The 22,948-nt window shown below is 67.2% G+C and carries 28 protein-coding genes and 1 pseudogene; 13 read left to right on the top strand and 16 right to left on the bottom strand.

Translation table 11 applies throughout. The features are described 5' to 3' along the window. Window positions 1–14: 14 nt before the first annotated feature. Complete coding sequence (locus tag ACGGKE_RS10910) at window positions 15–311, top strand: hypothetical protein (protein ID WP_228165035.1); 297 nt, start codon at window positions 15–17, stop codon at window positions 309–311. On the opposite strand, the gene ACGGKE_RS10905 is transcribed toward ACGGKE_RS10910, so the two are convergent. From ACGGKE_RS10905 to ACGGKE_RS10885, 5 genes and pseudogenes are all read right to left on the bottom strand, one after another. Continuing rightward, window positions 312–1,445: a GNAT family N-acetyltransferase gene (locus ACGGKE_RS10905; protein ID WP_394437762.1), complete on the bottom strand. Its 1,134-nt coding sequence runs from the start codon at window positions 1,443–1,445 to the stop codon at window positions 312–314. Continuing rightward, window positions 1,442–2,161, bottom strand: a complete 720-nt coding sequence (locus ACGGKE_RS10900; protein WP_394437760.1) for a glycerophosphodiester phosphodiesterase family protein — start codon at window positions 2,159–2,161, stop codon at window positions 1,442–1,444. Before ACGGKE_RS10900 ends, ACGGKE_RS10905 begins: the two co-directional genes overlap by 4 nt. Continuing rightward, window positions 2,145–2,606 (bottom strand): RidA family protein, encoded by a 462-nt coding sequence (locus tag ACGGKE_RS10895; RefSeq protein WP_394437758.1) that lies wholly within the window; start codon window positions 2,604–2,606, stop codon window positions 2,145–2,147. The genes ACGGKE_RS10900 and ACGGKE_RS10895 overlap by 17 nt, the downstream gene beginning before the upstream one ends. Then, the gene (locus ACGGKE_RS10890) at window positions 2,603–3,256 is read right to left on the bottom strand and encodes an HAD family hydrolase (RefSeq protein ID WP_394437756.1); all 654 of its coding nucleotides are present in this window, start codon (window positions 3,254–3,256) and stop codon (window positions 2,603–2,605) included. The genes ACGGKE_RS10895 and ACGGKE_RS10890 overlap by 4 nt, the downstream gene beginning before the upstream one ends. After that, window positions 3,253–3,551: pseudogene (locus tag ACGGKE_RS10885) on the bottom strand (DUF3572 family protein). Before ACGGKE_RS10885 ends, ACGGKE_RS10890 begins: the two are co-directional and overlap by 4 nt. Before the next feature lie 63 nt (window positions 3,552–3,614). On the opposite strand from ACGGKE_RS10885, the gene ACGGKE_RS10880 reads away from it, so the two are divergent. Together ACGGKE_RS10880 and ACGGKE_RS10875 are read left to right on the top strand one after the other, a co-directional pair. Next, on the top strand, window positions 3,615–3,977 hold the full coding sequence (locus ACGGKE_RS10880; protein ID WP_228165029.1) for a response regulator: 363 nt from the start codon (window positions 3,615–3,617) through the stop codon (window positions 3,975–3,977). 143 nt (window positions 3,978–4,120) lie between these two features. Next, window positions 4,121–5,989, top strand: a complete 1,869-nt coding sequence (locus tag ACGGKE_RS10875) for a PhoX family protein (protein ID WP_394437754.1) — start codon at window positions 4,121–4,123, stop codon at window positions 5,987–5,989. 199 nt (window positions 5,990–6,188) lie between these two features. Here ACGGKE_RS10875 and rpmG read toward each other — a convergent pair whose 3' ends face one another. Beyond that, window positions 6,189–6,356, bottom strand: coding sequence for a 50S ribosomal protein L33 (rpmG, locus tag ACGGKE_RS10870; RefSeq protein ID WP_021226203.1), 168 nt, complete (start codon window positions 6,354–6,356; stop codon window positions 6,189–6,191). A 189-nt stretch (window positions 6,357–6,545) separates the two neighbouring features. Between rpmG and ACGGKE_RS10865 the strand changes: the two genes are divergently transcribed. The 3 genes from ACGGKE_RS10865 to ACGGKE_RS10855 all read left to right on the top strand — a co-directional run bounded on the left by ACGGKE_RS10865 (window position 6,546) and on the right by ACGGKE_RS10855 (window position 8,033). Then, window positions 6,546–6,860 (top strand): hypothetical protein, encoded by a 315-nt coding sequence (locus tag ACGGKE_RS10865; protein ID WP_394437751.1) that lies wholly within the window; start codon window positions 6,546–6,548, stop codon window positions 6,858–6,860. Between the two features lie 13 nt (window positions 6,861–6,873). Continuing rightward, window positions 6,874–7,440 (top strand): TMEM165/GDT1 family protein, encoded by a 567-nt coding sequence (locus ACGGKE_RS10860; RefSeq protein WP_394437749.1) that lies wholly within the window; start codon window positions 6,874–6,876, stop codon window positions 7,438–7,440. A 101-nt stretch (window positions 7,441–7,541) separates the two neighbouring features. Next, window positions 7,542–8,033 (top strand): Dps family protein, encoded by a 492-nt coding sequence (locus ACGGKE_RS10855; RefSeq protein ID WP_394437747.1) that lies wholly within the window; start codon window positions 7,542–7,544, stop codon window positions 8,031–8,033. A gap of 99 nt (window positions 8,034–8,132) precedes the next feature. Here the strand turns inward: ACGGKE_RS10855 and ACGGKE_RS10850 are convergent, their stop codons facing one another. The 6 genes from ACGGKE_RS10850 to ACGGKE_RS10825 form a co-directional block, all read right to left on the bottom strand. Next, a complete protein-coding gene (locus tag ACGGKE_RS10850) occupies window positions 8,133–8,600 on the bottom strand; it encodes a GreA/GreB family elongation factor (protein WP_394437745.1) in 468 nt (155 codons plus the stop codon). Window positions 8,601–8,653: 53 nt separating this feature from the next. Further along, complete coding sequence (cobT, locus tag ACGGKE_RS10845) at window positions 8,654–10,480, bottom strand: cobaltochelatase subunit CobT (RefSeq protein ID WP_394437742.1); 1,827 nt, start codon at window positions 10,478–10,480, stop codon at window positions 8,654–8,656. After that, window positions 10,477–10,896, bottom strand: coding sequence for an OsmC family protein (locus ACGGKE_RS10840; RefSeq protein ID WP_394437739.1), 420 nt, complete (start codon window positions 10,894–10,896; stop codon window positions 10,477–10,479). The genes cobT and ACGGKE_RS10840 overlap by 4 nt, the downstream gene beginning before the upstream one ends. Before the next feature lie 37 nt (window positions 10,897–10,933). Next, complete coding sequence (gene cobS / locus ACGGKE_RS10835) at window positions 10,934–11,941, bottom strand: cobaltochelatase subunit CobS (RefSeq protein ID WP_394437737.1); 1,008 nt, start codon at window positions 11,939–11,941, stop codon at window positions 10,934–10,936. An 87-nt stretch (window positions 11,942–12,028) separates the two neighbouring features. Beyond that, entirely contained in the window at window positions 12,029–13,321 is a 1,293-nt protein-coding gene (locus ACGGKE_RS10830) for an Hsp70 family protein (protein WP_394437735.1), read from the bottom strand. A gap of 63 nt (window positions 13,322–13,384) precedes the next feature. Next, window positions 13,385–14,002, bottom strand: coding sequence for a J domain-containing protein (locus ACGGKE_RS10825; RefSeq protein ID WP_394437733.1), 618 nt, complete (start codon window positions 14,000–14,002; stop codon window positions 13,385–13,387). 45 nt (window positions 14,003–14,047) lie between these two features. On the opposite strand from ACGGKE_RS10825, the gene ACGGKE_RS10820 reads away from it, so the two are divergent. The 3 genes from ACGGKE_RS10820 to ACGGKE_RS10810 are packed head-to-tail and all read left to right on the top strand — an operon-like array spanning window position 14,048 to window position 16,001. Then, entirely contained in the window at window positions 14,048–14,335 is a 288-nt protein-coding gene (locus tag ACGGKE_RS10820; RefSeq protein WP_317517752.1) for a BolA family protein, read from the top strand. 56 nt (window positions 14,336–14,391) lie between these two features. Further along, entirely contained in the window at window positions 14,392–15,099 is a 708-nt protein-coding gene (locus ACGGKE_RS10815) for a glutathione S-transferase (RefSeq protein ID WP_394437731.1), read from the top strand. Next, window positions 15,096–16,001: a pirin family protein gene (locus ACGGKE_RS10810; protein ID WP_394437728.1), complete on the top strand. Its 906-nt coding sequence runs from the start codon at window positions 15,096–15,098 to the stop codon at window positions 15,999–16,001. Before ACGGKE_RS10815 ends, ACGGKE_RS10810 begins: the two co-directional genes overlap by 4 nt. A gap of 43 nt (window positions 16,002–16,044) precedes the next feature. Here the strand turns inward: ACGGKE_RS10810 and ACGGKE_RS10805 are convergent, their stop codons facing one another. After that, window positions 16,045–16,872: a zinc-ribbon domain-containing protein gene (locus ACGGKE_RS10805; protein ID WP_394437726.1), complete on the bottom strand. Its 828-nt coding sequence runs from the start codon at window positions 16,870–16,872 to the stop codon at window positions 16,045–16,047. A 167-nt stretch (window positions 16,873–17,039) separates the two neighbouring features. On the opposite strand from ACGGKE_RS10805, the gene ftsE reads away from it, so the two are divergent. From ftsE to ACGGKE_RS10785, 4 genes are read left to right on the top strand one after another with little or no spacing between them, the layout of a single operon-like run. Next, window positions 17,040–17,753 carry a cell division ATP-binding protein FtsE gene (gene ftsE, locus ACGGKE_RS10800; protein ID WP_317517837.1) on the top strand — a complete coding sequence of 238 codons (714 nt, stop codon included), beginning with the start codon at window positions 17,040–17,042 and terminating at the stop codon, window positions 17,751–17,753. After that, window positions 17,750–18,652 (top strand): cell division protein FtsX, encoded by a 903-nt coding sequence (locus ACGGKE_RS10795; protein WP_394437724.1) that lies wholly within the window; start codon window positions 17,750–17,752, stop codon window positions 18,650–18,652. Before ftsE ends, ACGGKE_RS10795 begins: the two co-directional genes overlap by 4 nt. Continuing rightward, on the top strand, window positions 18,649–19,179 hold the full coding sequence (locus ACGGKE_RS10790) for a YdcF family protein (protein WP_394437722.1): 531 nt from the start codon (window positions 18,649–18,651) through the stop codon (window positions 19,177–19,179). Before ACGGKE_RS10795 ends, ACGGKE_RS10790 begins: the two co-directional genes overlap by 4 nt. Window positions 19,180–19,182: 3 nt before the next feature. After that, complete coding sequence (locus tag ACGGKE_RS10785; protein ID WP_394437719.1) at window positions 19,183–19,890, top strand: lysophospholipid acyltransferase family protein; 708 nt, start codon at window positions 19,183–19,185, stop codon at window positions 19,888–19,890. Between the two features lie 18 nt (window positions 19,891–19,908). Here ACGGKE_RS10785 and ACGGKE_RS10780 read toward each other — a convergent pair whose 3' ends face one another. From ACGGKE_RS10780 to ACGGKE_RS10770, 3 genes are read right to left on the bottom strand one after another with little or no spacing between them, the layout of a single operon-like run. Next, on the bottom strand, window positions 19,909–20,814 hold the full coding sequence (locus tag ACGGKE_RS10780) for a prephenate/arogenate dehydrogenase family protein (protein WP_394437717.1): 906 nt from the start codon (window positions 20,812–20,814) through the stop codon (window positions 19,909–19,911). Window positions 20,815–20,818: 4 nt separating this feature from the next. Beyond that, complete coding sequence (gene hisC / locus ACGGKE_RS10775) at window positions 20,819–21,928, bottom strand: histidinol-phosphate transaminase (protein WP_394437715.1); 1,110 nt, start codon at window positions 21,926–21,928, stop codon at window positions 20,819–20,821. A 56-nt stretch (window positions 21,929–21,984) separates the two neighbouring features. After that, on the bottom strand, window positions 21,985–22,932 hold the full coding sequence (locus ACGGKE_RS10770; protein ID WP_394437713.1) for a 2-hydroxyacid dehydrogenase: 948 nt from the start codon (window positions 22,930–22,932) through the stop codon (window positions 21,985–21,987). Window positions 22,933–22,948: the final 16 nt, after the last annotated feature.

Here is a 22,948-nt window from a genome sequence, read left to right as displayed (position 1 = left end):
GGGGAATCACTTTCATGGGCAACAGTTTCAAAAGCGCGCAATTTCTGATGGAGGCGCGCCTGTCGCGGGCGGCCTGCGGGTCGGCGGACGACTGTTTCGATCTGGGCGTCGCCTTCAGCTGCGGCACCAGCGGGCTGCCGATCGACTTGGTCGAGGCGCATAAATGGTTCAACCTCGCCGCGCTGCGCGGCAGCCGGCAGGGCCAGTCGATGCGCGCGGAGATCGCCGAAGAAATGACCGCCCGTGAAATTGCCGAGGCCCAGCGCCAGGCGCGCGCCCTTATCGCATCGACCCAGGCGCGCGCCGCCTGATCAGTCGCCCTTGCGGAATGGAGTGCGCTGCGCCAGCCATTGCCGGTCGCGCTGGACCTCTTCTCGTTCGGCCGCCAGGAAGCCGGCGATCGCGCGCCTGAACCCTGCATTGGGGATATAATGGGCTGACCAGGTGGGCTCGGGCGCATAGCCGCGCGCCAGCTTGTGCCCGCCCTGGGCGCCGGCCTCCACCTTGTGCAGCCCGCGCGCGATGGCGACGTCAATCGCCTGATAATAGCAAAGCTCGAAATGCAAATTGGGCACGTCCTCGACGCAGCCCCAGTAACGGCCATAGAGCGTGTCGCCGCCGACCAGATTGAGCGCGCCCGCGATCGGCCGCCCGTCGCACAGGGCGAGCATCAGCAAGACCCGGTCCGCCATCGTCTCGCCCAGGATGGAGAAGAAGGCGCGGGTCAGATAGGGCCGCCCCCATTTGCGCGCGCCGGTATCCTGGTAGAAATCCCAGAAAATGTCCCAATGCGCTTCGGTCAGCTGGTCGCCGCTCAGGTGGACGATCTCCAGCCCCTCGACCGCGCGCCTGCGTTCCTTGCGAATATTCTTGCGCTTCTCGCTCGACAGGTCGGCCAGGAAATCCTCGAACCCGCCATAGCCGCGATTGGTCCAGTGGAACTGGCTATCCTCGCGGATCAGCCAGCCCGCCGCCTCGAACAGCGGCACCTGTTCCGGCGCGATGAAAGTCGCATGGGCCGATGACAGGCGGTTGCGCTCAACCAGCGTCTCGATGCCCGCGATCAGCGCCGGAGCCAGCGCGGCGTCGCGCAGCAGCAGGCGCGGCCCCGGCACGGGCGAAAAGGGCGCGGCGATCTGGATCTTGGGATAATAATGCCCGCCCGCTCGCTCCCAAGCGTCGGCCCAGCCATGGTCAAACACATATTCGCCCTGGCTATGGCTTTTGGCATAGAGCGGCGCGGCGGCGGCGATCCGCCCATTGCCATCGTCGATGACCAGCGGCAGCGGCTGCCATCCGGTTGCGCCGCCGACGCTGCCCGATCGCTCCAGCGCGGCCAGGAAATCCCAGCTGACAAAGGGATTGTCCAGCCCGGCGCAGGCGTCCCATTCGTCCCGGGGCAGGTCCGCGACGCCATTGGCGACCCGCACGACGACATCCGTCATGAGCCGTCCTCATAGATGATCTGGTCGGCATGGCGCGCCGCCCGCGCATGGTCGGCCGGGCTGCGCACGGTCCAGCTCAGCACGGGCAATCCCCGGCGGCGGGCATGGTCGGCAAAGGGCGATGGCAGGTCGCGAATGTCACAAGCCAGAAAATCGGGTCTCCCCAGCCAAAGTGCAAGGGCGCGTTCTACCCGACCGCGCACGGCGCCCTTATCCTGCTGTGTGACGACCAGCCCGCGCAGCTGTCGCTTTCGCTGTCGGGCAAAATAGCGCAGCACATGCGGGTTGAAGGACATGATCGCGATCGGCGCGTCGGGCCAGCCGGCCAGGTCGCGCGCCACCGCCGCGCACAGACCCGTGACGCGCCGCCCCGGCGCCTTGATCTCCACCAGTATCGGCACGCGCCCCTCGCAGCGCGCCAGCAGCGCCGACAAGCGCGGGATCGCGCCGCCGTCGGGCAGGCGCATCCGGTCCAGCGCCGCGGCCGGCAGCTCCCCGATGAGGCCGGGATGCCCGGTCATGCGCTGAAGGTCGGCGTCATGAAAGATGAAGGCGACGCCGTCGCGGCTCGCCCGCACATCGCATTCGATGCCATGGCCGGCGGCAATGGCGGCGTCGAAGGCCGCCATGCCATTTTCACTCGCGCCCGGCCCGTGCAACCCGCGATGGGCGAAGGGCCGGACGGCCAGGATGTGCGCGTCAGGCCGGGCGGACAAGGACGATCGCGTCGATTTCCACCACTGCGCCCAGCGGCAGCACGGGAACGCCCACGGCGCTGCGCGCATGTTTGCCCGCTTCGCCGAACACATCGACCATCAGTTCCGACGCGCCATTGGCGACCTTGGGCTGGTCGGTGAAGTTCGCCGTGCTGCTGATGAAGGCGCCCAGCTTCACGATCCGCTCGACCCGGTCGAGCGAGCCCAGCGCCGCCTTCATCTGGGCGATGAGGTTGAGGCCGCACATGCGCGCGGCGGTGACGCCATAGTCGAGGTCGCGGTCCTCCCCCAGCCGACCGGTCATCAGCCCGTCGGGGGCCAAGGCGATCTGTCCGCTGATGTGCAGCAGGCCATTGGCCTCGACCGCGGGCACATAGGCGGCGACGGGCGCGGCCGGCTGGGGCAGGGTGATGCCGAGTTCGGAAAGGCGGGCGTCGATGCTCATGCGGTGGCTCCTGTGATGAGGCTGTCGGTGGGGGCCGGCCCTTGCGCCAGCCTTTGCGTGATCCATGTCTCGGCGCTCGCCCAATCGTCGATGCGCGCATGGGCATAAGGGGCGGCGGGGACGCCGGCGGCGATTTCCGGCTCGCCCACCATGTGCAGCCGCCATACGTCCGGCGCATGAGTTGCGACCGAATGATGATGGTCGGCCAGATCGTCGATGAACAGGGTGACGCTCGGCCGACGCGCGGCGACGATGGCGGCCAGCGGCCGGCCCTTGCCCCCCTGGTTCCAGTGGACCGGCAGCGCCAGGCCGTGGGACGCCAGCTGTTCGACCCTCTGGCCGTGGTGGCGCTCGCCGATATTGGTCAGCACTTCGATGTCGGCGATGCGCGACAGGCGCAGCAGCGCCTCCACGGCTCCCGCGACCGGCGCCTGCCGATGCATTTCGGTGTCGAAGAAGCCGATCAGCAGCTGCCACACCAGTTCGCGCTCCAGCGGCTCGCCGCTGTCCTTGTGGCGCAGCGCTTCGGCGAAGCTGCGGTCGTGCATGTCGAAATGCACGTCATGCGTCTCGTCCAGCCACTGGCGGAACGGCACCACCATGTGCAGCAGCACTTCGTCGCAGTCGGTGATGATCAGGGGGCGGCTCATCGGTTCAGTTTCTCCTGCGCCGCGATCAGGGCGGCGGGGCTGGTGTCGATCGCCGCGGCGCAGGCGACCAAATCGGGCTCATGATCGGCCAGGAAGCCCAGCACCGCCGCCAGGATCGTCGGGTCGCCACGCCCGCCCGCAACGTGGCGGCGTCCATTCCGGTCAGCGCCAGCAACCGGTCGGCCCGCGCATCGTCGGCCAGCGTCCAGCCAAGCGCCAGCAGCGCCAGCATCGCGGGGTCATGGCTGTCTGGCGAACTGCTATCCGGCTTGCGATTTGGGCTGTCGGGACGCATGATGGGCCTCTGGCGGGGAAGCGGTCGGGCGCGGCGCGCTTCACAATGATTGGCGAGTGACTGGTGGCAAAGCGCGTGCTCGTTGTCGAGGACAACGAACTTAATCTCAAACTTTTTTGCGATCTGCTGCGGGCGCATGGGCATGACGTCCTGCCGCTGCGCGACGGGCGCGACGTGCTGCGCGAAGCGGGCGAATTCCTGCCGGACCTGGTCATCACCGACATTCACCTGCCCCATGTCAGCGGTTATGAGCTGATCCTCTCGCTCAAGGCGGATGCGCGGCTTTCGGCGGTTCCGATCATGGCGGTGACGGCTTATGCGGGACAGGGCGACGAGGATCGAATTCGGGGGGCGGGCGCCGACGCCTATGTGTCCAAACCCATATCCGTGCTGCGGTTCGTCGAGCAGGTGAACGCGCTTCTGTAGGGGGCCGTGCGCTGTCATTGGTCTGTCATCGGTCTTTCACGGTGCGGCCATCATTTGGCAGTCCTGCCGTCATTCCCGTCTGCCACCCCCCGACGCCATGGCGCGGCCTTCCGCCGACAGCCTGGACCACAGGGGTAGATCATATGTCTCATCTGACCGACGAGGCGCGCGCGCGCACGCGCGCCGCGCAGCCCACCATCGATATGGGCGACAATAGCCTGGAATCGATCGTCGCCGCCAATCCGGCGCGCCGCACCGTCCTCAAGAACGGCCTGCTTGGCCTTTCGATCCTGCCGATGCTCGGCGCGCTCGCGGCCTGCGACGATGACGATGATGACAGCAGCCCGACGCCCACGCCCACCCCGACGCCCACGCCCACCCCGACCCCCAGCTACGGCATCAGCTTCACCCCGGTGGCCGAAAATCTGAACGACACCGTCACCGTTCCCAGTGGCTACACCGTGCAGGTTTTGCTGAAGGCCGGCGATTCGATCGAGGCGGGCACCGCTTATGCCGGAACCTATCCCACGCCCGATCAGGCCGAAAAATGGGCCGGCGGCAACCATGACGGCATGGAATATTTTGAGCTGTCGGGCACCGACGCCAACAGCGGCGGCCTGCTCGCCATCAACTTCGAATATCCCGACTTCAACATCCTGATGGACGGCGACTATGACGCCGACACCGCCACGGCCGCGCAGAAGGCGCTGGCCCTGTCGGCGGTGGGCATCGGCGTGGTCGAAGTGGCCAAGGCGTCGGACGGCACCTGGTCGGTGAAGGCCGGTTCCAAATATAACAAGCGCTACACCGGCAACAGCAGCTACAAGGCCAGCGGTCCCGCGTCGGGCCTGCTGTCGGGCACGATCAAGGGCATGCTCAACAACTGCTCGTCGGGCCGCACCCCGTGGGGCACCTACCTCACCTGCGAGGAAACGACCGACAATTATCTCGATCCGACACAGCCGGAGGAAAATTACGGCTGGGTGGTCGAAATCGACCCCTATCAGGAACTGGCCGCGCCCACCAAGCGCACCGCGCTCGGTCGCTTCGACCATGAAAATGTCGCCTATATGGCCAATAGCGACCGTCGCGTCGCATTCTATATGGGCCATGACGGCACGCCGGGCTGCATCTACAAGTTCGTGTGCGACCGCGCCTACAGCAGCAGCAATCGCGCCGCCAACACCGACATGCTCGACCATGGCACGCTCTATGTCGCGCGCTTCAATGGCGACGGCACCGGCGAATGGCGCGCTTTGGTCCAGGGGCAGAACGGCCTGACCGCCGGCGCTTCGGATCCGGGCAATGTCAGCCAGTTCACCACGCCGCCCGCACCGACCATCGTCGACTTCAATAACCAGGCGCAGGTGCTGGTCGACACCATCTCGGCCGCGCGCGTCGCCGGTGGCACCGTCATGGACCGTCCGGAATGGATCACGGTCGCGCCCGACAACAGCGCGATCTTCGTGACGCTGACCAACAACAGCAGTCGCGCGTCGACCGATGCGGCCAACCCGCGGACCCGGAACCGCCACGGCCACATCATCAAGTTCAAGGAAGAGGGCAACTCGCCCCTCGCGACCAAGTTCAGCTGGGAAATCTTCCTGCTGGCGGGCGATCCGGAACTGGCCGGCTTCGGCGACAAGCTGGAAGGCGACATCAGCGGCGACACCTTCTCCAGCCCCGACGGCATCCGCATCGATCCTCAGGGCCGCCTGTGGGTTCAGACCGACCACTCGATCCCCGGCTCCTCAGGCAACAGCGCTCGCAGCATCGAGGATGTGTTTGGCCATAATGCGATGTTCTACATCGACCAGCAGTCCAAGAAGTCGATGCGCTTCCTGGTCGGCCCGGAAGGCTGCGAGATTACCGGCCTCGCCTATACGCCGGACCTCACCAACTTCTTCATCAACATCCAGCACCCGACCGGCAACTGGCCGGTCAATGGTCAAGAGCCGCGCTCGTCGACCATCGTGGTGCGCCGCACCGACGCCAAGCCGGTCGGCAACTGAGACTGAGCGCTATCCCCTCTCCTTGGCGGGAGGGGAACAGGGAAGGGGCGTTCCGCTGAGAACGCCCCTCTTTCTTTGCCCGATCCGCCCCGACCCAGGCTGGCGGCAACAGCAAAAGGCCCGCTCCCTCATCGGGACGGGCCTTGCCTGTTCGGAACAACCAAACGATCAGGCGCGCGGGCGTGACGCCCGCAGCGGCTTACTTGATCTTGGCTTCCTTGAACTCGACATGCTTGCGCGCGACCGGGTCATACTTGCGGAAGCTCAGCTTCTCGGTCTTCGTGCGGGGATTCTTCTTCGTCACGTAGAAGAAGCCAGTGTCAGCCGAGCTGACGAGACGGATCTTGACGGTTGCCGGCTTGGCCATGGCCCTATTCCCTGGTCGTAAAAATGCGTAAAAAGAAAAGCGGCCCGTTTCGGACCGCCCCGTTTCAGCGGTGCCCCATGGGCCAGATTCGCCTTGCTGTCAAGGCCAAGGGGCTAAGCGCGCAGGCTTTACGCGGCTTTAACGGTCGCGCGTCTAGCATTGCCACCTCAGGGGACGGGAGTGAATCTGATGCGACATGACCCGATGCTGGCGATCCAGGCCGACCTTCTGCGCCGGGTGGACGGGCTGGCGGGCGAACGCGGCCATGTGTCGGCGCTGCGGCTTCATGATGAAGTCGACCAGATCCGCCATATCGCCCGCGCCTTTCACCTCGACGAAGTGGAGGGGCTCGCCGGCACGCTGGAAAGCGCGCTGTCGCTGCACGGTCTGGGCCCTGTGGTGCTTTCCTATCTCGACCGCATGCGCGAGGCGATCGGCGCGGACAGGCTCGCGCCGCTCTTCCAGCCGGTTGCGTCAGCCACGGTCGTTCCGCTGCGCGCCTGACGCCGGCGCGCGCGTGGACGCCCTGCTGACCGCCCTGCTCGGCTGCCTGCTCGGCGAAATGGGCGACAAGAGCCAGTGGCTCGTGCTGGCGCTCGCCACCCGCTATGACCGGAATGGTCCGGTGATCGCCGGGATCATTGCCGCTGCTGTCGCCAACGCCTCTATCTCCGCCTTCGCCGGCGCCTGGATCGGCCCGATGCTGGGGGCCGATGCGCGCTTGCTCTTTCTTGCGCTCGCCACCCTGTTCCTGGGGATCGGGCTGCTCTGGCGCGTGTCTCCGCCCGATACGCTCGACGGCTGGCCGACCGGCCCCTTTGTCACGACCGCGCTCGGCCTGTTCATCCTGGGCTTCGGCGACGGTCCGCAATTCCTGATCCTGGGCATAGCCACGCGCACCGGCGATCCCTGGCTCGCCGCCATAGGCGGCGCCATCGGCGTCATCGTTGCTCTTGTGCCGGTCGTTCTGCTCCGCGCGCAACTGATGGCCGCTTTGCCAATGCGCGCGATCCGCTGGACCGGCGGCGGCTTGCTCCTGCTCATCGGTGCCGGGCTTGGGCTGGCGGCGACCGGCCTGCTCTGATCGACAAAGTTCATCAGCCTGATCGCCAGAAAAAATGGCACCATCGACCCTGTGGATCATTATATGAGCGAAACCAATTCCCGCGAACAGGAGGATATTGCATGACCGCTCCCGATCTCCAGACGCCCACTGATCTGAAGAGCAACGAAACCAAGTCCGTCGCCGAAGCGCTCAATGGAGCGCTGGCCGACAGCTATGCCCTGTATCTCAAGACGAAGAATTTCCACTGGCATGTGTCGGGGCCGCATTTTCGCGACTATCATCTGATGTTCGACGAACAGGCGAGCCAGATTCTGGCGACCACTGACCTCATCGCCGAGCGCGTGCGCAAGACCGGCAATGTCACGCTGCGGTCGATCGGCGACATCGCCCGGCACCAGACTGTCAAGGACAATGACGCCGACTTCGTCGCGCCCGCCGACATGCTGAAGGAATTGCGCGATGACAATCTCGCGCTCGTCGAAAGCTTCCGCGCGGTGAAGGCCGCCGCGACCGAGGCGGGCGATAATGCGACCGAAGGCATTGTCGACGACTGGACCGACCAGGCCGAAGAGCGCGCCTGGTTCCTGTTCGAAGCCGCCCGCGGGGCGTAAACGGCCTTCATCTTCCGTTCGGTTCGAGCTTGTCGAGAACTGGTCTCGACTGACGCTTCTCGGCTTCGCTCGAAGCTGCTCGAACCGAACGGACGATGGTCAGTTTTCCACCGCCTCGATCCCTAGGATCTCCACCGCCTCGGTCTTGCCGGCGAAATCGACTGTATCGCCCACTTCGGCGTCCATCATCGCCCGGGCGAGCGGCGAGGAGAAGCTGATGCGGCCGGCATTGGGATCGGCTTCGTCATCCCCGACGATGGCGACGCGCTTGTCCTGCCCGTTCAGCCGATAGGTCACGCACGCGCCGAAGGCGACGACGTCGCCATCCGGCACCGGCTGCTCCAGCGCCGTCGCCAGTCGCGTGCGCCAGTAGCGCAGCAGGCGCTTGTGCTTCTTCGCCGCTTCCTCGTCCATCGCCGTCATGTCGACCGCTTCCAGTTCGGCCACCGTCTTCCGCGTCATGCGCATGCCCCGCGCCGTCACCCAATTGGGACCGGGCGGAAGGGGGATTTCGAATTTGGGCTCCATATGTTCATCGTCGCTCTCGCGACGAAAGGCGACGCTCATCGGCCTCTCCAGTCATTGGTTTCGTCAGGCGGACAGGCGGCCCGGTCGGCCGCTCAATCCTCGTCGAACAGCCCGGCCAGCTGCTCCACCATCGTGCCGCCCAGTTGCTCGGCGTCCATGATGGTGACGGCGCGGCGGTAATAGCGGGTGACGTCATGGCCGATGCCGATCGCCACCAGCTGCACCGGCGACCGGTTCTCGATCCAGTCGATCACCTGCCGCAGATGCCGCTCCAGATAGGTGCCGCTATTGACCGACAGGGTGCTGTCGTCGACCGGCGCGCCATCGGAAATGACCATCAGGATGCGCCGCTCCTCCGGCCGCGCGATCAGCCGGCCATGCGCCCATAACAGCGCCTCGCCGTCGATATTTTCCTTCAGCAACCCTTCGCGCATCATCAGGCCCAGATTCTTGCGCGCCCGCCGCCACGGATCGTCGGCTTTCTTGTAGACGATGTGGCGCAGGTCGTTCAAACGTCCCGGCATTGGCGGGCGCCCGGCGGCAAGCCATTCCTCGCGCGCTTGCCCGCCTTTCCAGGCGCGGGTGGTAAAGCCCAATATCTCGGTCTTGACGCCGCAGCGCTCCAGCGTGCGCGCCATGATGTCGGCGCTGATCGCCGCGATGCTGATCGGCCGCCCGCGCATCGAACCGGAATTGTCGATCAGCAGCGTGACGACCGTGTCCCGAAACTCCATGTCGCGCTCGATCTTGTAGCTCAGCGACCGCGTCGGATCGATCACGATCCGCGCCAGCCGCGCCGCGTCGAGCAACCCTTCCTCCTGGTCGAAATCCCAGCTGCGGGACTGTTGCGCCATCAGCCGGCGCTGCAGCCGGTTGGCGAGCTTGGTCACCGCGCCCTGCAGGCTCACCAGCTGCTGGTCCAGAAAACCGCGCAGCCGCGCCAGCTCATCCTCGTCGCACAGATCCTCGGGCGCGACGATCTCGTCATATTTCAGCGTATAGGCATGATAGTCGAAGCCTGGCGGCAGGTCGGACATGGGACGATCGGGGCGAACCGGCATCATGCCTTCCTCGCCCATATCCTCCGCGCCCTCCTCGCTGTCGGCGTCGAAATCATCGCTATATTCGCTCTCGCCGTCCTGTGCGTCGCCGCCCTGGTCCTCGGCGCGCGCCTCGGCATTCATGTCGCTGTCGCCCGACTGCTCCTCGCCGGAATCGCCTTCCTCCTGCTGATCCTCCTGATCCTCGCCTTCATCCTGGCTTTCAGGCTCGTCGGTGTCGGGCGGCACGTCAGCGTCGATCAGCTGCAAATGCTCCAGCATCGCCGTGGTCAGCTTCTGGAAGGCGCGCTGGTCGTCGATGGCCAGCATCAGCGAATCGAGGTCGGCCCCGGCCTTGTCCTCGATCCACTGGTCGACCATCGCAACGCCAGGCGCCGCATCCTTGGGGATCGCCTGTCCGGTCAGCCGTTCGCGCACCTTCAGCGCCAGGGCGGTCGACAGCGGCACCTCGTCGGCGGATCGGGCGCGGCGGATCGCGTCGGACTTCAGCCGCAGCGCCAGCGCCTCGTTCAGGTTGGCGCGCACGCCGGCCATGGATCGCGACCCGATCGCCTCGACCCGCGCCTGCTCGACCGCATCGAATACGGCGCGGGCGACCGTTTCTCCGGGCGCGGAGGACGCATGCACCCGCGCATCATGGTGCCGCAGCTTGAGCGCGGAGGCGTCGGCAAAGCCGCGCGCCAGCGCCACCTGCTCGGCGGGCAGGGCACGGCCGGGCGTCGGCACCTTGATCGCCTTGCCCACGGCATGGGGGGCGTCGGCGGTAAAGCCCACCTCCACATCCATATCGCGCGCGATCGACCGGGCCGCGCCCGACAGCACGTCCTTGAAAGCGTCGATGGGGGAACGTTCGGTCACCGGCGCTCCGGATCGCCGACGCGCGGCACGGCGATGGTTTCGATCTGCGTTTCGACCTCGCTCATCAGCTTGTGCAGCGGGCATTTGGCGGCGACCGCGATCAGCGTGTCGTGCTGGTCGTCGCTCATCGGCCCGGTAATGGCGATGCGGGTGGTCAGCTTGTAGACGCCCTGCCGTTCCTGGCTGTTGTCGCGCACCACGCCGACATGAATATCCTCCACCGGGATCGCGTGGCGCTGCGCGTACCAGAGCATGGTCATCGCCTTGCACGCGCCCAGCGCCGCGTCATACAGGTCGTGCGGGTCCGGTCCGGCGTCATGGCCGTCGGGCGCCGACATGTCCGCGACGATCTCATGCCCCCGGATGCTGATCCGGTGCGCGCTGCCCTTGGGGTCGATCCGCTCGACGACAATCATGGTCTGTCTCCCGATCTTGCAGGACCGGGGCGAAGGCTCAGTTCGCCCGGCTCGCGACGCTTTCGGGCAAGTCCTTGCCGAAGACGCGCTGATAATATTCGGCGACCAGCGCCCGTTCCGCCTCGTCACATTTGTTGAGGAAGGACAGGCGGAAAGCGAAGCCGACATTCTTGAAGATGAGCGCGTTCTGCGCCCAGCTGATGACGGTGCGGGGCGACATGACGGTCGAGATGTCGCCGTTGATGAAGCCCTGGCGGGTAAGTTCCGCCACCTTGATCATGTTCTCGACTTCCTTGCGGCCGCCTTCATGATCATATTCGCCCGACTTCGCCAGCACCACCTGCGCCTCGGTCGCGGCGGGCAGATAGTTGAGCGCCACCACCAGATTCCATCGGTCCATCTGACCCTGGTTGATCTGCTGCGTGCCGTGATAAAGGCCCGTCGTATCGCCCAGGCCCACCGTGTTGGCGGTGGCGAACAGGCGGAACCAGGGATTGGGGCGGATCACGCGATTCTGGTCGAGCAGCGTCATCTTGCCGTCCGTTTCCAGCACGCGCTGGATCACGAACATCACGTCCGGCCGGCCCGCGTCATATTCGTCGAACACCAGCGCCACGGGCCGCTGCAGCGACCAGGGCAGCAGCCCCTCTCGGAATTCCGTGACCTGCTGCCCGTCCTTCAGCACGATGGCGTCGCGGCCGACCAGGTCGATGCGGCTGATATGCGCGTCCAGGTTGATGCGGATGCACGGCCATTTCAGGCGCGCGGCGATCTGCTCGATATGGCTCGACTTGCCGGTGCCATGATAGCCCTGCACCATGACGCGACGATTATAGGCGAAGCCCGCCAGGATCGCGAGCGTGGTGTCGGGATCAAACACATAAGCGGGGTCGATGTCCGGCACCCGCTCGTCCGCCTGGGAAAAGGCGGGGATCTTCATGTCGACATCGACGCCGAAGACCTCGCGCGCATCCACCTCGCGATCGGGCGCTTCCATCAGCGTCTCGGAACGCGTGTCGGGCTGGACGTTGGAAATGTCGGTCATCGGGCAAGTCAACTTTCTGCGATTCACGTCCGCCCTATCCCATTGTCCAAGGGCGTGTCGAGAGAGTGGGGCCTCCTCGCCCGTCGATCAAGCCGCCCATTCGGCCAAATTGGCTTCCTCGCCGATCAAGGCCAGGCCGTGCGCGATCGACGTCAGCTCGCCGCCGCTCGCCAGCCGCGCTTCGCCAAAGCGCGTGGCGAAGATGCCGCGGATCGCGGGAATGAGCGAGGATCCGCCGGTCAGGAACACGCGGTCGATGGCGTCAGGCGCGACTCGCGCCTTTGCCAGCGCCTGGTCGACCGTCGCCTCGATCCGCGCAAGGTCGGGCGCGATCCAGCCTTCGAAGTCGGCTCGCGTCACCGTTTCTTCTATCTCCAGCCCGCCGCCCGAAAAGCGGAAGGTTGCGCGCTCCTGCTGCGACAGCGCCCGCTTGAGCGCGCCGACCGCGCCATAGAGCGGATAGCCCAGCTCCTTCTCGATCACCGTCATCATCCGTCCGATCGCCGCCGGATCGTCGGCCGCCTTCTGCAGCCGCGCCAGTTCCTCCATCGTGCGCCGGTTGCGCATCAGCGCCAGGCGCGACCAGTCGGCGAAATCGGCGAAATAGCTGCGGGGTATCTCCAGCATCTTGCCAAAGCTGCGATAGGCGCCGCCCTTGCCCAGCATCGGCAGCACCAGATGATCGAGGATGCGATAATCGAACCGGTCGCCGGCGATGCCGATGCCCGCCGATCCCAGCGGCGTCGCGCGCCGCGCCGCACCCGGCGCTTCGACACGGACCAGCGAAAAGTCGCTGGTGCCGCCGCCAAAGTCCGCCACCAGGATCGTCGCGGCGCGATCGAGCCGGCTCGCATAGCTGAACGCCGCGCCCAACGGCTCATGCACATAATGGATGTCGGCGCCAAAGCCCGCGAACATCGCGTCGTAGCGCCTTCGCGCCAGCGTCTCGTCGGGTCGCGATCCGGCATATTCGACCGGGCGGCCGACGATGATGCGGTCGGGCCGCTGGTCCAGCGCGCCGCCGGCATGGGCGATCATCCGCGCCAGGAATATCTGGCCCAGTTCCTCGAAGCGGAACCGCTTCTCGAACACGCTCGCGCTTTCGAAGATCGGGCTGGCGGCGACCGACTTGAACGACTGGAGGAAGCGGCTGTCCTCGGGATATTCCATATATTCCGCGATCGCCCAGGGGCCGGCCTCATGCGCCATGCCGCCCTTCGCGCCGTCCTCATGCCAGAAGCACAGCGCGGAGCGGAACACCGCGCCGGTGGCCTGCGCCCCGACAAAGTCGACCAGCCGCGATTCCCCGCCGCCCGCCAGCGCGACGACGCTGTTGGTGGTGCCGAAATCAAGGCCCAGCGCGCGCGGCACCTGCTGCATGGAAAATCTCCGGGGTTCGTGAAGGGCCGGGCGCTATGGCAGCGCGCCGGGCCTGGTGCAAGCTCAGGAAAACACCTCCGCCTTGCGCAAATGGCCATAGGCTTCGATCACCGCCTGCAACGCCCCTTCATGGCTGCGATCGCCGCCATTATGATCGGGATGATAGCGCCGCAGCAATTCGGTGTAGCGCGTGCGCAGCGCCTTGCGATCGGCATCAACCGGCAGGCCCATCACCGCCATCTGCCGCCGGTCCTCGTGCGACAGGACCTTGCCGTCCTGCCGCATCTGGTTGTCGGCGCGCGCCTTGGCGACACGCTCCCTGAACTTGGCGCCGATGGCGTCGAGCGGGTCGGAAAAATCCGACCAGCGCGGCGGCGGGCTGGCCGCGTTGCTGGAAAAGGCGCGGGTTTCGCGCTCCCAGCCGGCATACGGCCGCTGCGCCGCGGCGATCTCTTCCGGGCTCATGCCGCTGAAGAAATTATAGCCCTGGTTGAAGGCGCGGACATGGTCCAGGCACAGCCAGCGCCATTGCGGGCCGTCATGGCTTGACCGCCGGCCCTCCGCGGCGGGCGCGCGAAATTCGCCCGGTTGCGTGCAGCCCTCCACGGCGCAGGGGCGGTCGCTTTCCACGCGGCCATGGAATCGGTTGAACCGGCGGGTGGAAAAGGGGTCGCTGCTCAAGACGGTCCTGATGGAATGGCTCGGAAAACCGCCTATATAGGGATCATGACCTCAGACCTCAAAGGCCCTGTCGCCACCGAAATCGAGGCGCGGCTGCGCGCCGCCCTGTCCCCGGACCATCTCGCCGTCATCGACGACAGCGAAAAGCATCGCGGCCATGCCGGCCATGACGGATCGGGCGAAAGCCATTTCACCGTGGACATCGTGGCGGATCGCTTCACCGGCCAGACCCGCGTCGCGCGCCAGCGCCTCATCAATGCCGCGCTCGCCGACCTGCTGCGCGACAAGGTCCATGCGCTCGCGATCAAGGCGCGCGCACCGGGCGAGGCGTGACACTTTAGCACGCGCCGCGCGTTGCTCCCGCATCCCCTGCTTAGGAGCGCCCCTGCATGGCCTATGACTTCTGGTACTGGCCCGAAATTCCCGGTCGCGGCGAGTTCGTCCGGCTAACGCTGGAGGCGTGCGGCATCGCCTATCGCGACCGGGCGCGCGAGGGCGGCGCCGACGCCCTTATCGCCGACATGGCCGATCATGGCGAGGCGCCCGCCTTCGCGCCGCCCTATCTCGCCATCGACGGCGTCGCCATCGCCCAGACCGCCAACATCCTTCTCTATCTATCCGAACGGCATGAATGCGGCCCGTCGGGGATGAAGAGCCGCTACTGGCTGGCGCAGCTTCAGCTCACCATCATGGACATGGTGGCCGAAGCGCATGACGTTCATCATCCGGTCGGCGTCGACCTATATTATGAGGATCAGAAGGCGGAGGCGCTGCGCCGCGCCGATGGCTTCCGCAATGCGCGCATCCCCAAATTTCTCGGCTATTTCGAACGAGCGCTCGCCGCACAATCGCGCTCCTGGCTGGCTGGCGGCCGCTGGAGCTATGCCGATCTTTCGCTGTTCCAGCTGGTCGCGGGGCTGCGCTACGCCTTCCCGCTGCGCATGGCGACGCTGGCGCAGCAGTTTCCCGCGGTGATGGCGCTGCATGACAGGGTTGCGGCGCTGCCCGAATTGCAGGACTATCTTGCCAGCGAGCGGAGGCTGCCCTTCAGCGAGGACGGCATCTTCCGCCATTATCCCGAACTGGATGCCCCATGACCGCCGACGATCTCATCCTGCAAAGCATTACCCCCGTCAGCCATGACCTGGGCGACTTCAAGGTGCATCGCTCGCTTCCCGCCAGGGAACGGACGATGGTGGGGCCCTTCATCTTCTTCGACCAGGCTGGGCCAGCGCGCATCGCGGCGGGGCAGGGGATCGACGTCCGCCCTCATCCCCACATCAACCTCGCCACCGTCACCTACATGTATGAAGGCGCATTCCTGCATCGCGATTCGCTCGGCACCGAGCAGCTGATCGAACCGGGCGCCGTCAACCTGATGACGGCGGGCAAGGGCATCGTCCATTCGGAACGCTCGCCGGACGAGGATCGGGCCCGGGCGTCGAAGCTGTCGGCCATCCAGACCTGGCTGGCGCTGCCCGAACGGTTCGAGGAAATGGACCCGGCCTTCGAACATGTCGGCGAAGGCGGGCTGCCGATCATCGAGGATGGATCGGTGCGGGCGCGAGTGATCATGGGATCGCTCTGGGGCGAAACCTCGCCCGTCACCACCTATGCCGGCACCATCTATGCCGACATCCAGATGGGGCCGGGCGGCTGCATCGCGATCGACCCATCGGCCGATGAGCGTGCGCTCTATGTCGCGGGCGGCGACGCCGCGCTCGATGGCATGTTGCTCGCGCCGCAGACGCTCTACGTGCTGCGCCCCGGCACGTCGGCCACGCTGATGAGCGTGGATGGGGGACGCGTCATGCTGTGCGGGGGCGAGGCCTTCTCCTCGCCGCGCCATGTCTGGTGGAATTTCGTCTCGTCGCGCACGGACCGGCTGATGCAGGCGCGCGAGGACTGGGAGGCGATGCGCTTTCCGCTGATCCCGGGCGACGATCAGGAATATATCCCGATCCCGCAGGGCCGGCCCAAGACCGTCAGCTATCCCTGATCGCACGGTCCGGCCGAGCGGCGCCGCCTTTTTCCGCCGGCGCCTATTGGACGAAGGTCAGCGACAGATTCTCGGCATTTTTGGGAATGTCGATCCGGCTTTCGTTGATCGACGCTTCCTCGCCGGGCTTGAGTCGCGCCTTGTCGGCCTTTGTCGTCCAGCTGAACACCAGCCGGTTCTGCCGGTCGCGCAGCTGCACCAGCACCGGCGGCACCGGCAGAGCCTGCGTGCCGCTGTTCACGATCCGCGCGCCGAAGGCGAAATATTCCTCGCCGGTCGGCAGCTTGCGCCGCTCGGCCGGCTTGGACAGGTAAAACAGAAGGTCGGGATCGCCCTCTTCGGGCACCAGGCCCATCGCCACCATCCAGGATGGCGGCCCGAAATAATAGAGCGCGCCGCCGGCGGCCGCGACCAGGAAGAAGAAGGCGGCGGCGGCATAGGTCCACAGCTTGACCGGATTGCGACGCGGCCGGCTGGTGATCGGCGGGGCGAAGGCCTGGTCCTCGCCGCGGTCCACCGGAGCGCCGGCATAGATGTCGTCGAAACGGTGATCGGGCTGCCCCTGCTCCTGCGCCACGGCCGGCGCAGGCTCGGGCGTGACCCTTGGCGGTTCGGCCAGCGTCTCTGCCGGCGCTGAAGCTGCTTCGGCGGCGGCCGGTGCCGCGATCGTCTCCGGCGCGGGCGGCGGCGGCGGTGGTGGCGGCGCTGGCGCGGGCGGCGGCGCGACGCTCTCGTCGCGGGTCGGCGCAGCGGCGGCGTCCTGGAACCAGCTATGCTTGCATGCCGCGCAGCGGACCTGGCGCCCATTGGGACCGACGGCGCTGTCGGGCACGACATAGCGCGTCGCGCAATTGGGGCACACCAGGATCATTCCGCTTCATAGGCACGGCTTGGACTCGCGCGCAAGCGGCAACAACCATGTCCGGCCCAGCCCCGCGACTCGCGCCGACAGGCGGGGCGGGCTTTACGACGGCACGCCCCCTGTGCCATGGCTGCGCCTTCGCCAAGCAGGGAGCGCCGCCGCGCCGCAATCCGTTCATGTCGGCCATCGTCCAGTTCGAAAATGTCGGCCTGCGCTACGGGCTAGACAGCGAGACGCTCTCGGACGTCAGCTTTTCGCTCGCGGCGGGCGGCTTCTATTTCCTCACCGGCGCGTCGGGCGCCGGCAAGACGTCGCTGCTGAAGCTGCTCTATCTGGCCCAGCGGCCCAGCCGCGGCGTCATCCGCCTGTTCGGCGAGGATGTCGTGACCTTGCCGCGCAAGCGGCTGCCGGGCTTTCGACGCCGCATCGGCGTCGTGTTCCAGGACTTCCGCCTCGTCCCCCATCTGTCGGCCTATGACAATATTGCGCTGCCGCTGCGCGTGGCGGGCATGAAGGAGGATGAGGTCGACGCGCCGGTGGCGGAAATGCTGAACTGGGTGGGGCTGGGCGATCGCGGCGACGCGCGGCCCGCCACCTTGTCGGGCGGGGAGCAGCAGCGCGTCGCCATCGCGCGCGCGGTGATCGCCCGGCCCGAAATCCTGGTCGCCGACGAACCGACCGGCAATGTCGACGCGGATATGGCGCGCCGGCTGATGACCTTGTTCGAAGCGCTCAACCGGCTTGGCACGACCATCGTCGTCGCGACTCATGACCTGCCGCTGATGGCGCAGGTGTCCGGCGCGCAGATGATGAAGCTCGATCGCGGGCGGCTCGCCGATCCCACCGGCATATTGCGCTATCCGCCGCGGCCCCAGGACAAGAGCGGATGAGCGGCCGCGCCGAGCGCAAGGCGGCGGCGGCGCGCCATCGCCTGCTTCCCGGCGGGCGCCTTGCCGGGCCGATGCCGTGGATCATTGCCATCATGATGTTCGTGACGGTGCTGGCGGCGGCGGCGGGCCTTGGCCTGGGCGCGGCGGTCCAGTCGATGCGCGCCGACCTCGCCGGCCGCGCCAGCGTCCAGGTGGTGGAGGCCGACGCCCAGGCGCGCGCCGCGCTGGCGGCCCGCACGCTCCAGGCGCTGCGCGCCGCGCCCGACGTGCGCGCGGCCGATCCCGTCGATCCTGTCGTGCTGGCCGACCAGTTGCGTCCCTGGCTGGGCGAGGACGCGATGAACGGAGACCTGCCGGTCCCGGCGCTGATCGACGTCCTGCTGACGCCGGGGGAGGCGGGTCCCAAGATCGACCGGCTGCGCCACTTGCTTGCCGACCTGTCGCCCAAGCTGCGGATCGAGCCCCATGCCGCCTTCCTGACGCCGCTCGCCGGTCTTCTTTCGGCGCTTGGCTGGCTGGCGCTGGGCGCGGTGTTGCTGATGACGCTGGCGACGGCGGCGGTGGTGGTGCTGGCGGCGCGCGGCGCGCATGACAGCCATCGCGGCACCATCGACGTGCTGCACCTGATGGGGGCGACCGACGTTCAGATCGCGCGCCTGTTCCAGCGCCGCATCGGCCTCGACGCGCTGATGGGCGGGGCGCTGGGCTTCGCCTTCGCCCTCCTCGTCATCCTGCTGATCGGGCTTCGGCTGGCCGCCACGGGGTCGGACCTGCTGGCGGCGATCGCCCTGCCGATGCGGGACTGGCTGATCCTCGTCGCCCTGCCGATCGCCGGCGTCCTGCTCGCCACCCTGACGGCGCGCTGGACGGTGCTGCGCGCGCTGGGGCGCTCGCTATGATCGTGCGCCTCTTCGCGGTCGGCCTCCTCGGCTGGATGCTGGGCTTCGTCTGGTTCGCGATCTTCCTGCCCGAACCGCTCGATGGCCGCCCGACCGACGCCATTGTGGTGCTGACCGGAGGGCCGGGGCGCATCGATCGCGGCATCGCGCTGCTGCAGGACGGGGCGGCCAAGCGCATGCTGATTTCCGGCGTCGACCGCGCCGTGCGTCCCGGCGAACTGGCGGCGCAATATAAGGCGCCCGAATCGCTGTTCAGTTGCTGCATCACGCTCGGCCGGGAAGCGATCGACACTCGCTCCAACGCCATCGAAACCGCGCGCTGGCTGGAACGGCGCGATTATCAGACCGTGCGCCTGATCACCACCGACTGGCATATGCGCCGGTCCGCGCTGGAATTGCAGCAGGCGCTGCCCGCGCGCATCCGCATCGTCTATGACGCGGTGCCCAGCCGGCCCAGCCTCTCCATGCTGATGCGCGAATATAATAAATATCTGCTGCGGCGAGTCGCGGCGCTGATCGGTATCTGATCCATGCTTGTCCTCCTCACTGCCCTGCGCTCGCTCGCCTTCATGCTGATCTTCTACAGCGGCAGCCTGGTATTCGTGCTCGCGGCCATGCTCGCCGGCGGCCTCGGGCCCGACGTGGTGCCGCGCATCGCCACCGGGTGGAGCCGCTTCCATCGCGGCTGCGCGCGCTGGCTGCTGGGGCAGAAGGTGGTGGTGCAGGGCGATCTGCCCCACGGACCCTATCTCTACATCGTCAAGCATGAATCCATGTTCGAAACGATCGACATGCTATGCCTGTTCGATCGTCCGGCCATCGGCGCGAAGCGGGAATTGCTCGACATCCCGCTCTGGGGCCTTATCGCCCGCCGCTACGGCCTCATCCCGATCGAGCGGAGCGCCGGGGCCAGTGCGCTGCGCACGCTGCGCGCCGCGGCGAAGGCAGCGACGGCGCAGGGCCGCGCCATCTGCCTTTTCCCCGAAGGCACGCGCGTCCCCCATGGCCAATCGCCGCCGCTCAAGTCCGGTTTCGCGGGCCTCTACAGCCTGCTTGGCTTGGAGGTGGTGCCGATCGCGGTGGACAGCGGCCGGGTGTCGCCGCGCGGTCGCTTCATGAAGCGGGCGGGAACGATCACCTACAAGGTGGGGGATGTGGTGCCGACCGGCCTCGACCGCCGCGAGGCCGAGGCGATCGTCCACGCCGCCATCAACGCGCTCAATCGGCCCCAGCCCTGATCGCCCGATGAGCGGGTGTCAGTGCGCGCGGCCAAAGTCCGGCTTCGCGTCGTCCTGCCCCTGTTCGATGATCGACCGGCGGATCGCCCGGGTCCGGGTGAACAGGCTGAACAGCGCGTCGCCGTCATTCCAGCGGATCGCCCGCTGCAGGGCGGACAGATCCTCCGAAAAGCGCTGCAGCATCTCCAGCACCGCCTCCTTGTTCGCCAGGAACACGTCGCGCCACATGGTCGGGTCGGACGCGGCGATGCGGGTGAAGTCGCGGAAGCCGCCAGCCGAATATTTGATCACCTCGCTCTGGGTCACATCCTCCAGGTCGCTGGCGGTGCCCACGATCGTATAGGCGATGAGGTGCGGCAGATGGCTGGTCACCGCCAGCACCAGGTCGTGATGCGCCGGGTCCATCCTGTCGACCTCCGCCCCCACGCGCCGCCACAGTTCGGCGACCTTCTCCACGGCGGCGGGATCGGCATCGGCGGGCGGCGTGACGATCGACCAGCGGCCCTTGAACAGCGTGGCGAAGCCCGCTTCGGGGCCGCTATTCTCGGTGCCGGCGACCGGGTGCGCGGGGATGATCGTCCGTCCCGGCAGGGCGGCGGTCAGCTGCGCCAGCACATCCGCCTTGCAGGAACCGACGTCGCTGATGATGGCCTCGGCCGGCAGGTCGTCGGCAATGTCCGCCGCCGCCGCGCCCATCGCGCGGACCGGCACGCACAGGACGACCAGATCGGCGTCGGTGACCGATGCGCCCGCCGTATCCGTCACATCGTCACACAGGTCGATCCGCCGTGCGATGGCGCGCACGGCGGGATCGGCGTCATGCCCGGTCACGCGCACGGTCGGCATTTCCGCCCGAATGGCGCGGGCGAGCGACGATCCGATCAGCCCCAGACCAATGATGGTGACGCGCGCGAAGGGCAGCATGGCGTCAGGCCGCCTCCGCCATGGCGCGCAGCTTTGCTGCCACCGCGCGGGTCTGCGCCTCGGTGCCGATTGTGATGCGCAGGCCATTGGGCAGCCCCTGGCCGGGCAGCCAGCGGGTGGCGAAGCCCTCCTCCCACAGCCCCTTCATCGCGGCTTCGGCGGTCAGGCTGCCATCGAAGATAATCAGCAGGAAGTTCGTCTTGCTCGGGATCGCGCGCAGCCCGTGATTGGCCAGCAGCCCGATCTCGCTCGCCAGCCAGTCGCGCCACTGGTTGTTGTGCGCCCGGCTGCGCGCGACCCAGTCGTCGTCGGCGATCGCCGCGATCGCCGCCGCCTGCCCGACGGTGGTGACATTGAACGGCGCGCGCACGCGGTGCAGAATGTCGATCACCTCGGGCGATCCATAGCCCCAGCCGATCCGCTCGGCGGCGAGCCCGTAGATTTTCGAGAAGGTGCGCGTCACGAACACGTTGGGCGCGCTGCGGGCAAGCGCCAGCCCGCCATCATCCTCGTCTTCTTCCAGATATTCGGCATAGGCCTGGTCCAGCACCAACAATATGTCCGGGCGCAGGCCGGCATGCAGCCGCGCAATCTCCGCCCGGCTGGTCATGGTGCCGGTGGGATTATTGGGGTTGGCCAGGAAAACGACCTTGGTCCGCTCCGTCACTGCCGCCAGCAGCGCGTCGACATCGGTGGCATAATCCTTGTCGGGGGCGATCACCGGCGTCGCGCCGACGCGACGCGTGGCGATGTCATAGACGGCGAAGCCATAACGAACGTACAGGATTTCATCGCCCGGTCCGGCATAGCCGCTCGCCGCCAGGTGCAGCAGCTCGTCCGATCCGGTGCCATAAATGATCCGCGCCGGGTCCAGCCCGTGCTTGGCGCCGATCGCCTCGCGCAGCTTGGTCGCGGCGGGATCGGGATAGGTCGCCATGTCGGTCGCCGCCGCCAGGAATGCGCCGCGCGCGGCCTCGCTGGTGCCCAGCGGATTTTCGTTGGCGGACAGCTTGACCAGCGGCCGGCCATCGTCGGTCGCGGCCTTGCCGGGCACATAGGCGTGAATGCCGAGGATCCAATCCTTCGGCGCAGGTTTTGAAACTGTCTGTGTCATGGCTGCGCGCTTAACCGGCCCGGCGTAAAAAGGCAAAGCCGCGGCGCGGCTTGCCGCTAGACCACCGTCAGCAGCGTCGCGCCTGCGAACCAGGCGTCGAGATTCGCCAGCACCAGGTCCGCCATCGCCTGGCGCGTATGCACGGTGGCGCTGCCCTGATGGGGTTGCAGCACGACATGATCCATCGCCAGCAGCGCCTGGGGGACATAGGGTTCGTGCGCGAACACGTCCAGCCCGGCGCCGGCGATGCGCCGCTCCGCCAGCGCGGCGACCAGCGCATCCTCGTCGATCACGCTGCCGCGGCTGATGTTGATGATCACCCCCTGGGGGCCCAGCGCGTCCAGCATCGCGGCATCGACCAGCCGCGCCGCCTCCGGCCCGCCCGATGTGGCGACGATCAGCGCGTCGCTCTGGCGGGCAAGGTCGGTCGCATCGGCGACATAGCGATAGGGGGCGTCCGCCGCTTCGCTGCGATTATGATAGAGGATTTCGCCGGCCTGTCGTTCCAGCCGCCACGCGATCGCGCGGCCGATGCGACCCAGCCCCAAGATGCCGATGCGCGATCCGGTCACGCGGGCGGACAGAGCGGGCTTGTGGCCTCGCGCCCATGCGCCCGTGCGCACCAGCCGGTCATTGGCCGCGATGTTGCGGACCGTCGCATAGAGCAGCCCGACGGCCAGGTCGGCGACATCGTCGGTCAGCACGTCGGGGGTGTTGGTGACGCGGATGCCCTTCGCGCGGGCATGGTCGATATCGACCTTGTCATAGCCGACCGAAAAGAGGGCGATCAGCTCCAGCGCCGGGAGCGCGTCCATGATCGCGGCGGGCGCGCCGACCGACCCGAAGCTGACCAGCGCCCGCGCCTCCCGGATCGCCGGCGACAGCGCGGTAAGGTCCGCATCGGCCGGCACGGCATGGACGGTGAAGCGCCGCTCCAGTTCCGCGTCCAGATAGGGGTAGAGCGGGCCGAAGGCGACGATGGCGGGGCGGTCGGTGTCGGTCATGTCACGCGTCTAGGCG

This window comes from Sphingobium naphthae, assembly GCF_043589935.1.
Lineage (GTDB): Bacteria > Pseudomonadota > Alphaproteobacteria > Sphingomonadales > Sphingomonadaceae > Sphingobium > Sphingobium naphthae_A.
This window is presented reverse-complemented; position numbering and strand designations above follow the sequence as displayed.

Coding starts and splice junctions, on each gene's coding strand:
- ACGGKE_RS10910 (WP_228165035.1), top strand. CDS start 15: ATGGGCAACAGTTTCAAAAGCGCGCAATTTCTGATGGAGGCGCGCCTG.
- ACGGKE_RS10905 (WP_394437762.1), bottom strand. CDS start 1,445: ATGACGGATGTCGTCGTGCGGGTCGCCAATGGCGTCGCGGACCTGCCC.
- ACGGKE_RS10895 (WP_394437758.1), bottom strand. CDS start 2,606: ATGAGCATCGACGCCCGCCTTTCCGAACTCGGCATCACCCTGCCCCAG.
- ACGGKE_RS10890 (WP_394437756.1), bottom strand. CDS start 3,256: ATGAGCCGCCCCCTGATCATCACCGACTGCGACGAAGTGCTGCTGCAC.
- ACGGKE_RS10875 (WP_394437754.1), top strand. CDS start 4,121: ATGTCTCATCTGACCGACGAGGCGCGCGCGCGCACGCGCGCCGCGCAG.
- rpmG (WP_021226203.1), bottom strand. CDS start 6,356: ATGGCCAAGCCGGCAACCGTCAAGATCCGTCTCGTCAGCTCGGCTGAC.
- ACGGKE_RS10865 (WP_394437751.1), top strand. CDS start 6,546: ATGCGACATGACCCGATGCTGGCGATCCAGGCCGACCTTCTGCGCCGG.
- ACGGKE_RS10855 (WP_394437747.1), top strand. CDS start 7,542: ATGACCGCTCCCGATCTCCAGACGCCCACTGATCTGAAGAGCAACGAA.
- ACGGKE_RS10850 (WP_394437745.1), bottom strand. CDS start 8,600: ATGAGCGTCGCCTTTCGTCGCGAGAGCGACGATGAACATATGGAGCCC.
- ACGGKE_RS10840 (WP_394437739.1), bottom strand. CDS start 10,896: ATGATTGTCGTCGAGCGGATCGACCCCAAGGGCAGCGCGCACCGGATC.
- cobS (WP_394437737.1), bottom strand. CDS start 11,941: ATGACCGACATTTCCAACGTCCAGCCCGACACGCGTTCCGAGACGCTG.
- ACGGKE_RS10830 (WP_394437735.1), bottom strand. CDS start 13,321: ATGCAGCAGGTGCCGCGCGCGCTGGGCCTTGATTTCGGCACCACCAAC.
- ACGGKE_RS10820 (WP_317517752.1), top strand. CDS start 14,048: ATGACCTCAGACCTCAAAGGCCCTGTCGCCACCGAAATCGAGGCGCGG.
- ACGGKE_RS10815 (WP_394437731.1), top strand. CDS start 14,392: ATGGCCTATGACTTCTGGTACTGGCCCGAAATTCCCGGTCGCGGCGAG.
- ACGGKE_RS10810 (WP_394437728.1), top strand. CDS start 15,096: ATGACCGCCGACGATCTCATCCTGCAAAGCATTACCCCCGTCAGCCAT.
- ACGGKE_RS10805 (WP_394437726.1), bottom strand. CDS start 16,872: ATGATCCTGGTGTGCCCCAATTGCGCGACGCGCTATGTCGTGCCCGAC.
- ftsE (WP_317517837.1), top strand. CDS start 17,040: ATGTCGGCCATCGTCCAGTTCGAAAATGTCGGCCTGCGCTACGGGCTA.
- ACGGKE_RS10795 (WP_394437724.1), top strand. CDS start 17,750: ATGAGCGGCCGCGCCGAGCGCAAGGCGGCGGCGGCGCGCCATCGCCTG.
- ACGGKE_RS10790 (WP_394437722.1), top strand. CDS start 18,649: ATGATCGTGCGCCTCTTCGCGGTCGGCCTCCTCGGCTGGATGCTGGGC.
- ACGGKE_RS10785 (WP_394437719.1), top strand. CDS start 19,183: ATGCTTGTCCTCCTCACTGCCCTGCGCTCGCTCGCCTTCATGCTGATC.
- ACGGKE_RS10780 (WP_394437717.1), bottom strand. CDS start 20,814: ATGCTGCCCTTCGCGCGCGTCACCATCATTGGTCTGGGGCTGATCGGA.
- hisC (WP_394437715.1), bottom strand. CDS start 21,928: ATGACACAGACAGTTTCAAAACCTGCGCCGAAGGATTGGATCCTCGGC.
- ACGGKE_RS10770 (WP_394437713.1), bottom strand. CDS start 22,932: ATGACCGACACCGACCGCCCCGCCATCGTCGCCTTCGGCCCGCTCTAC.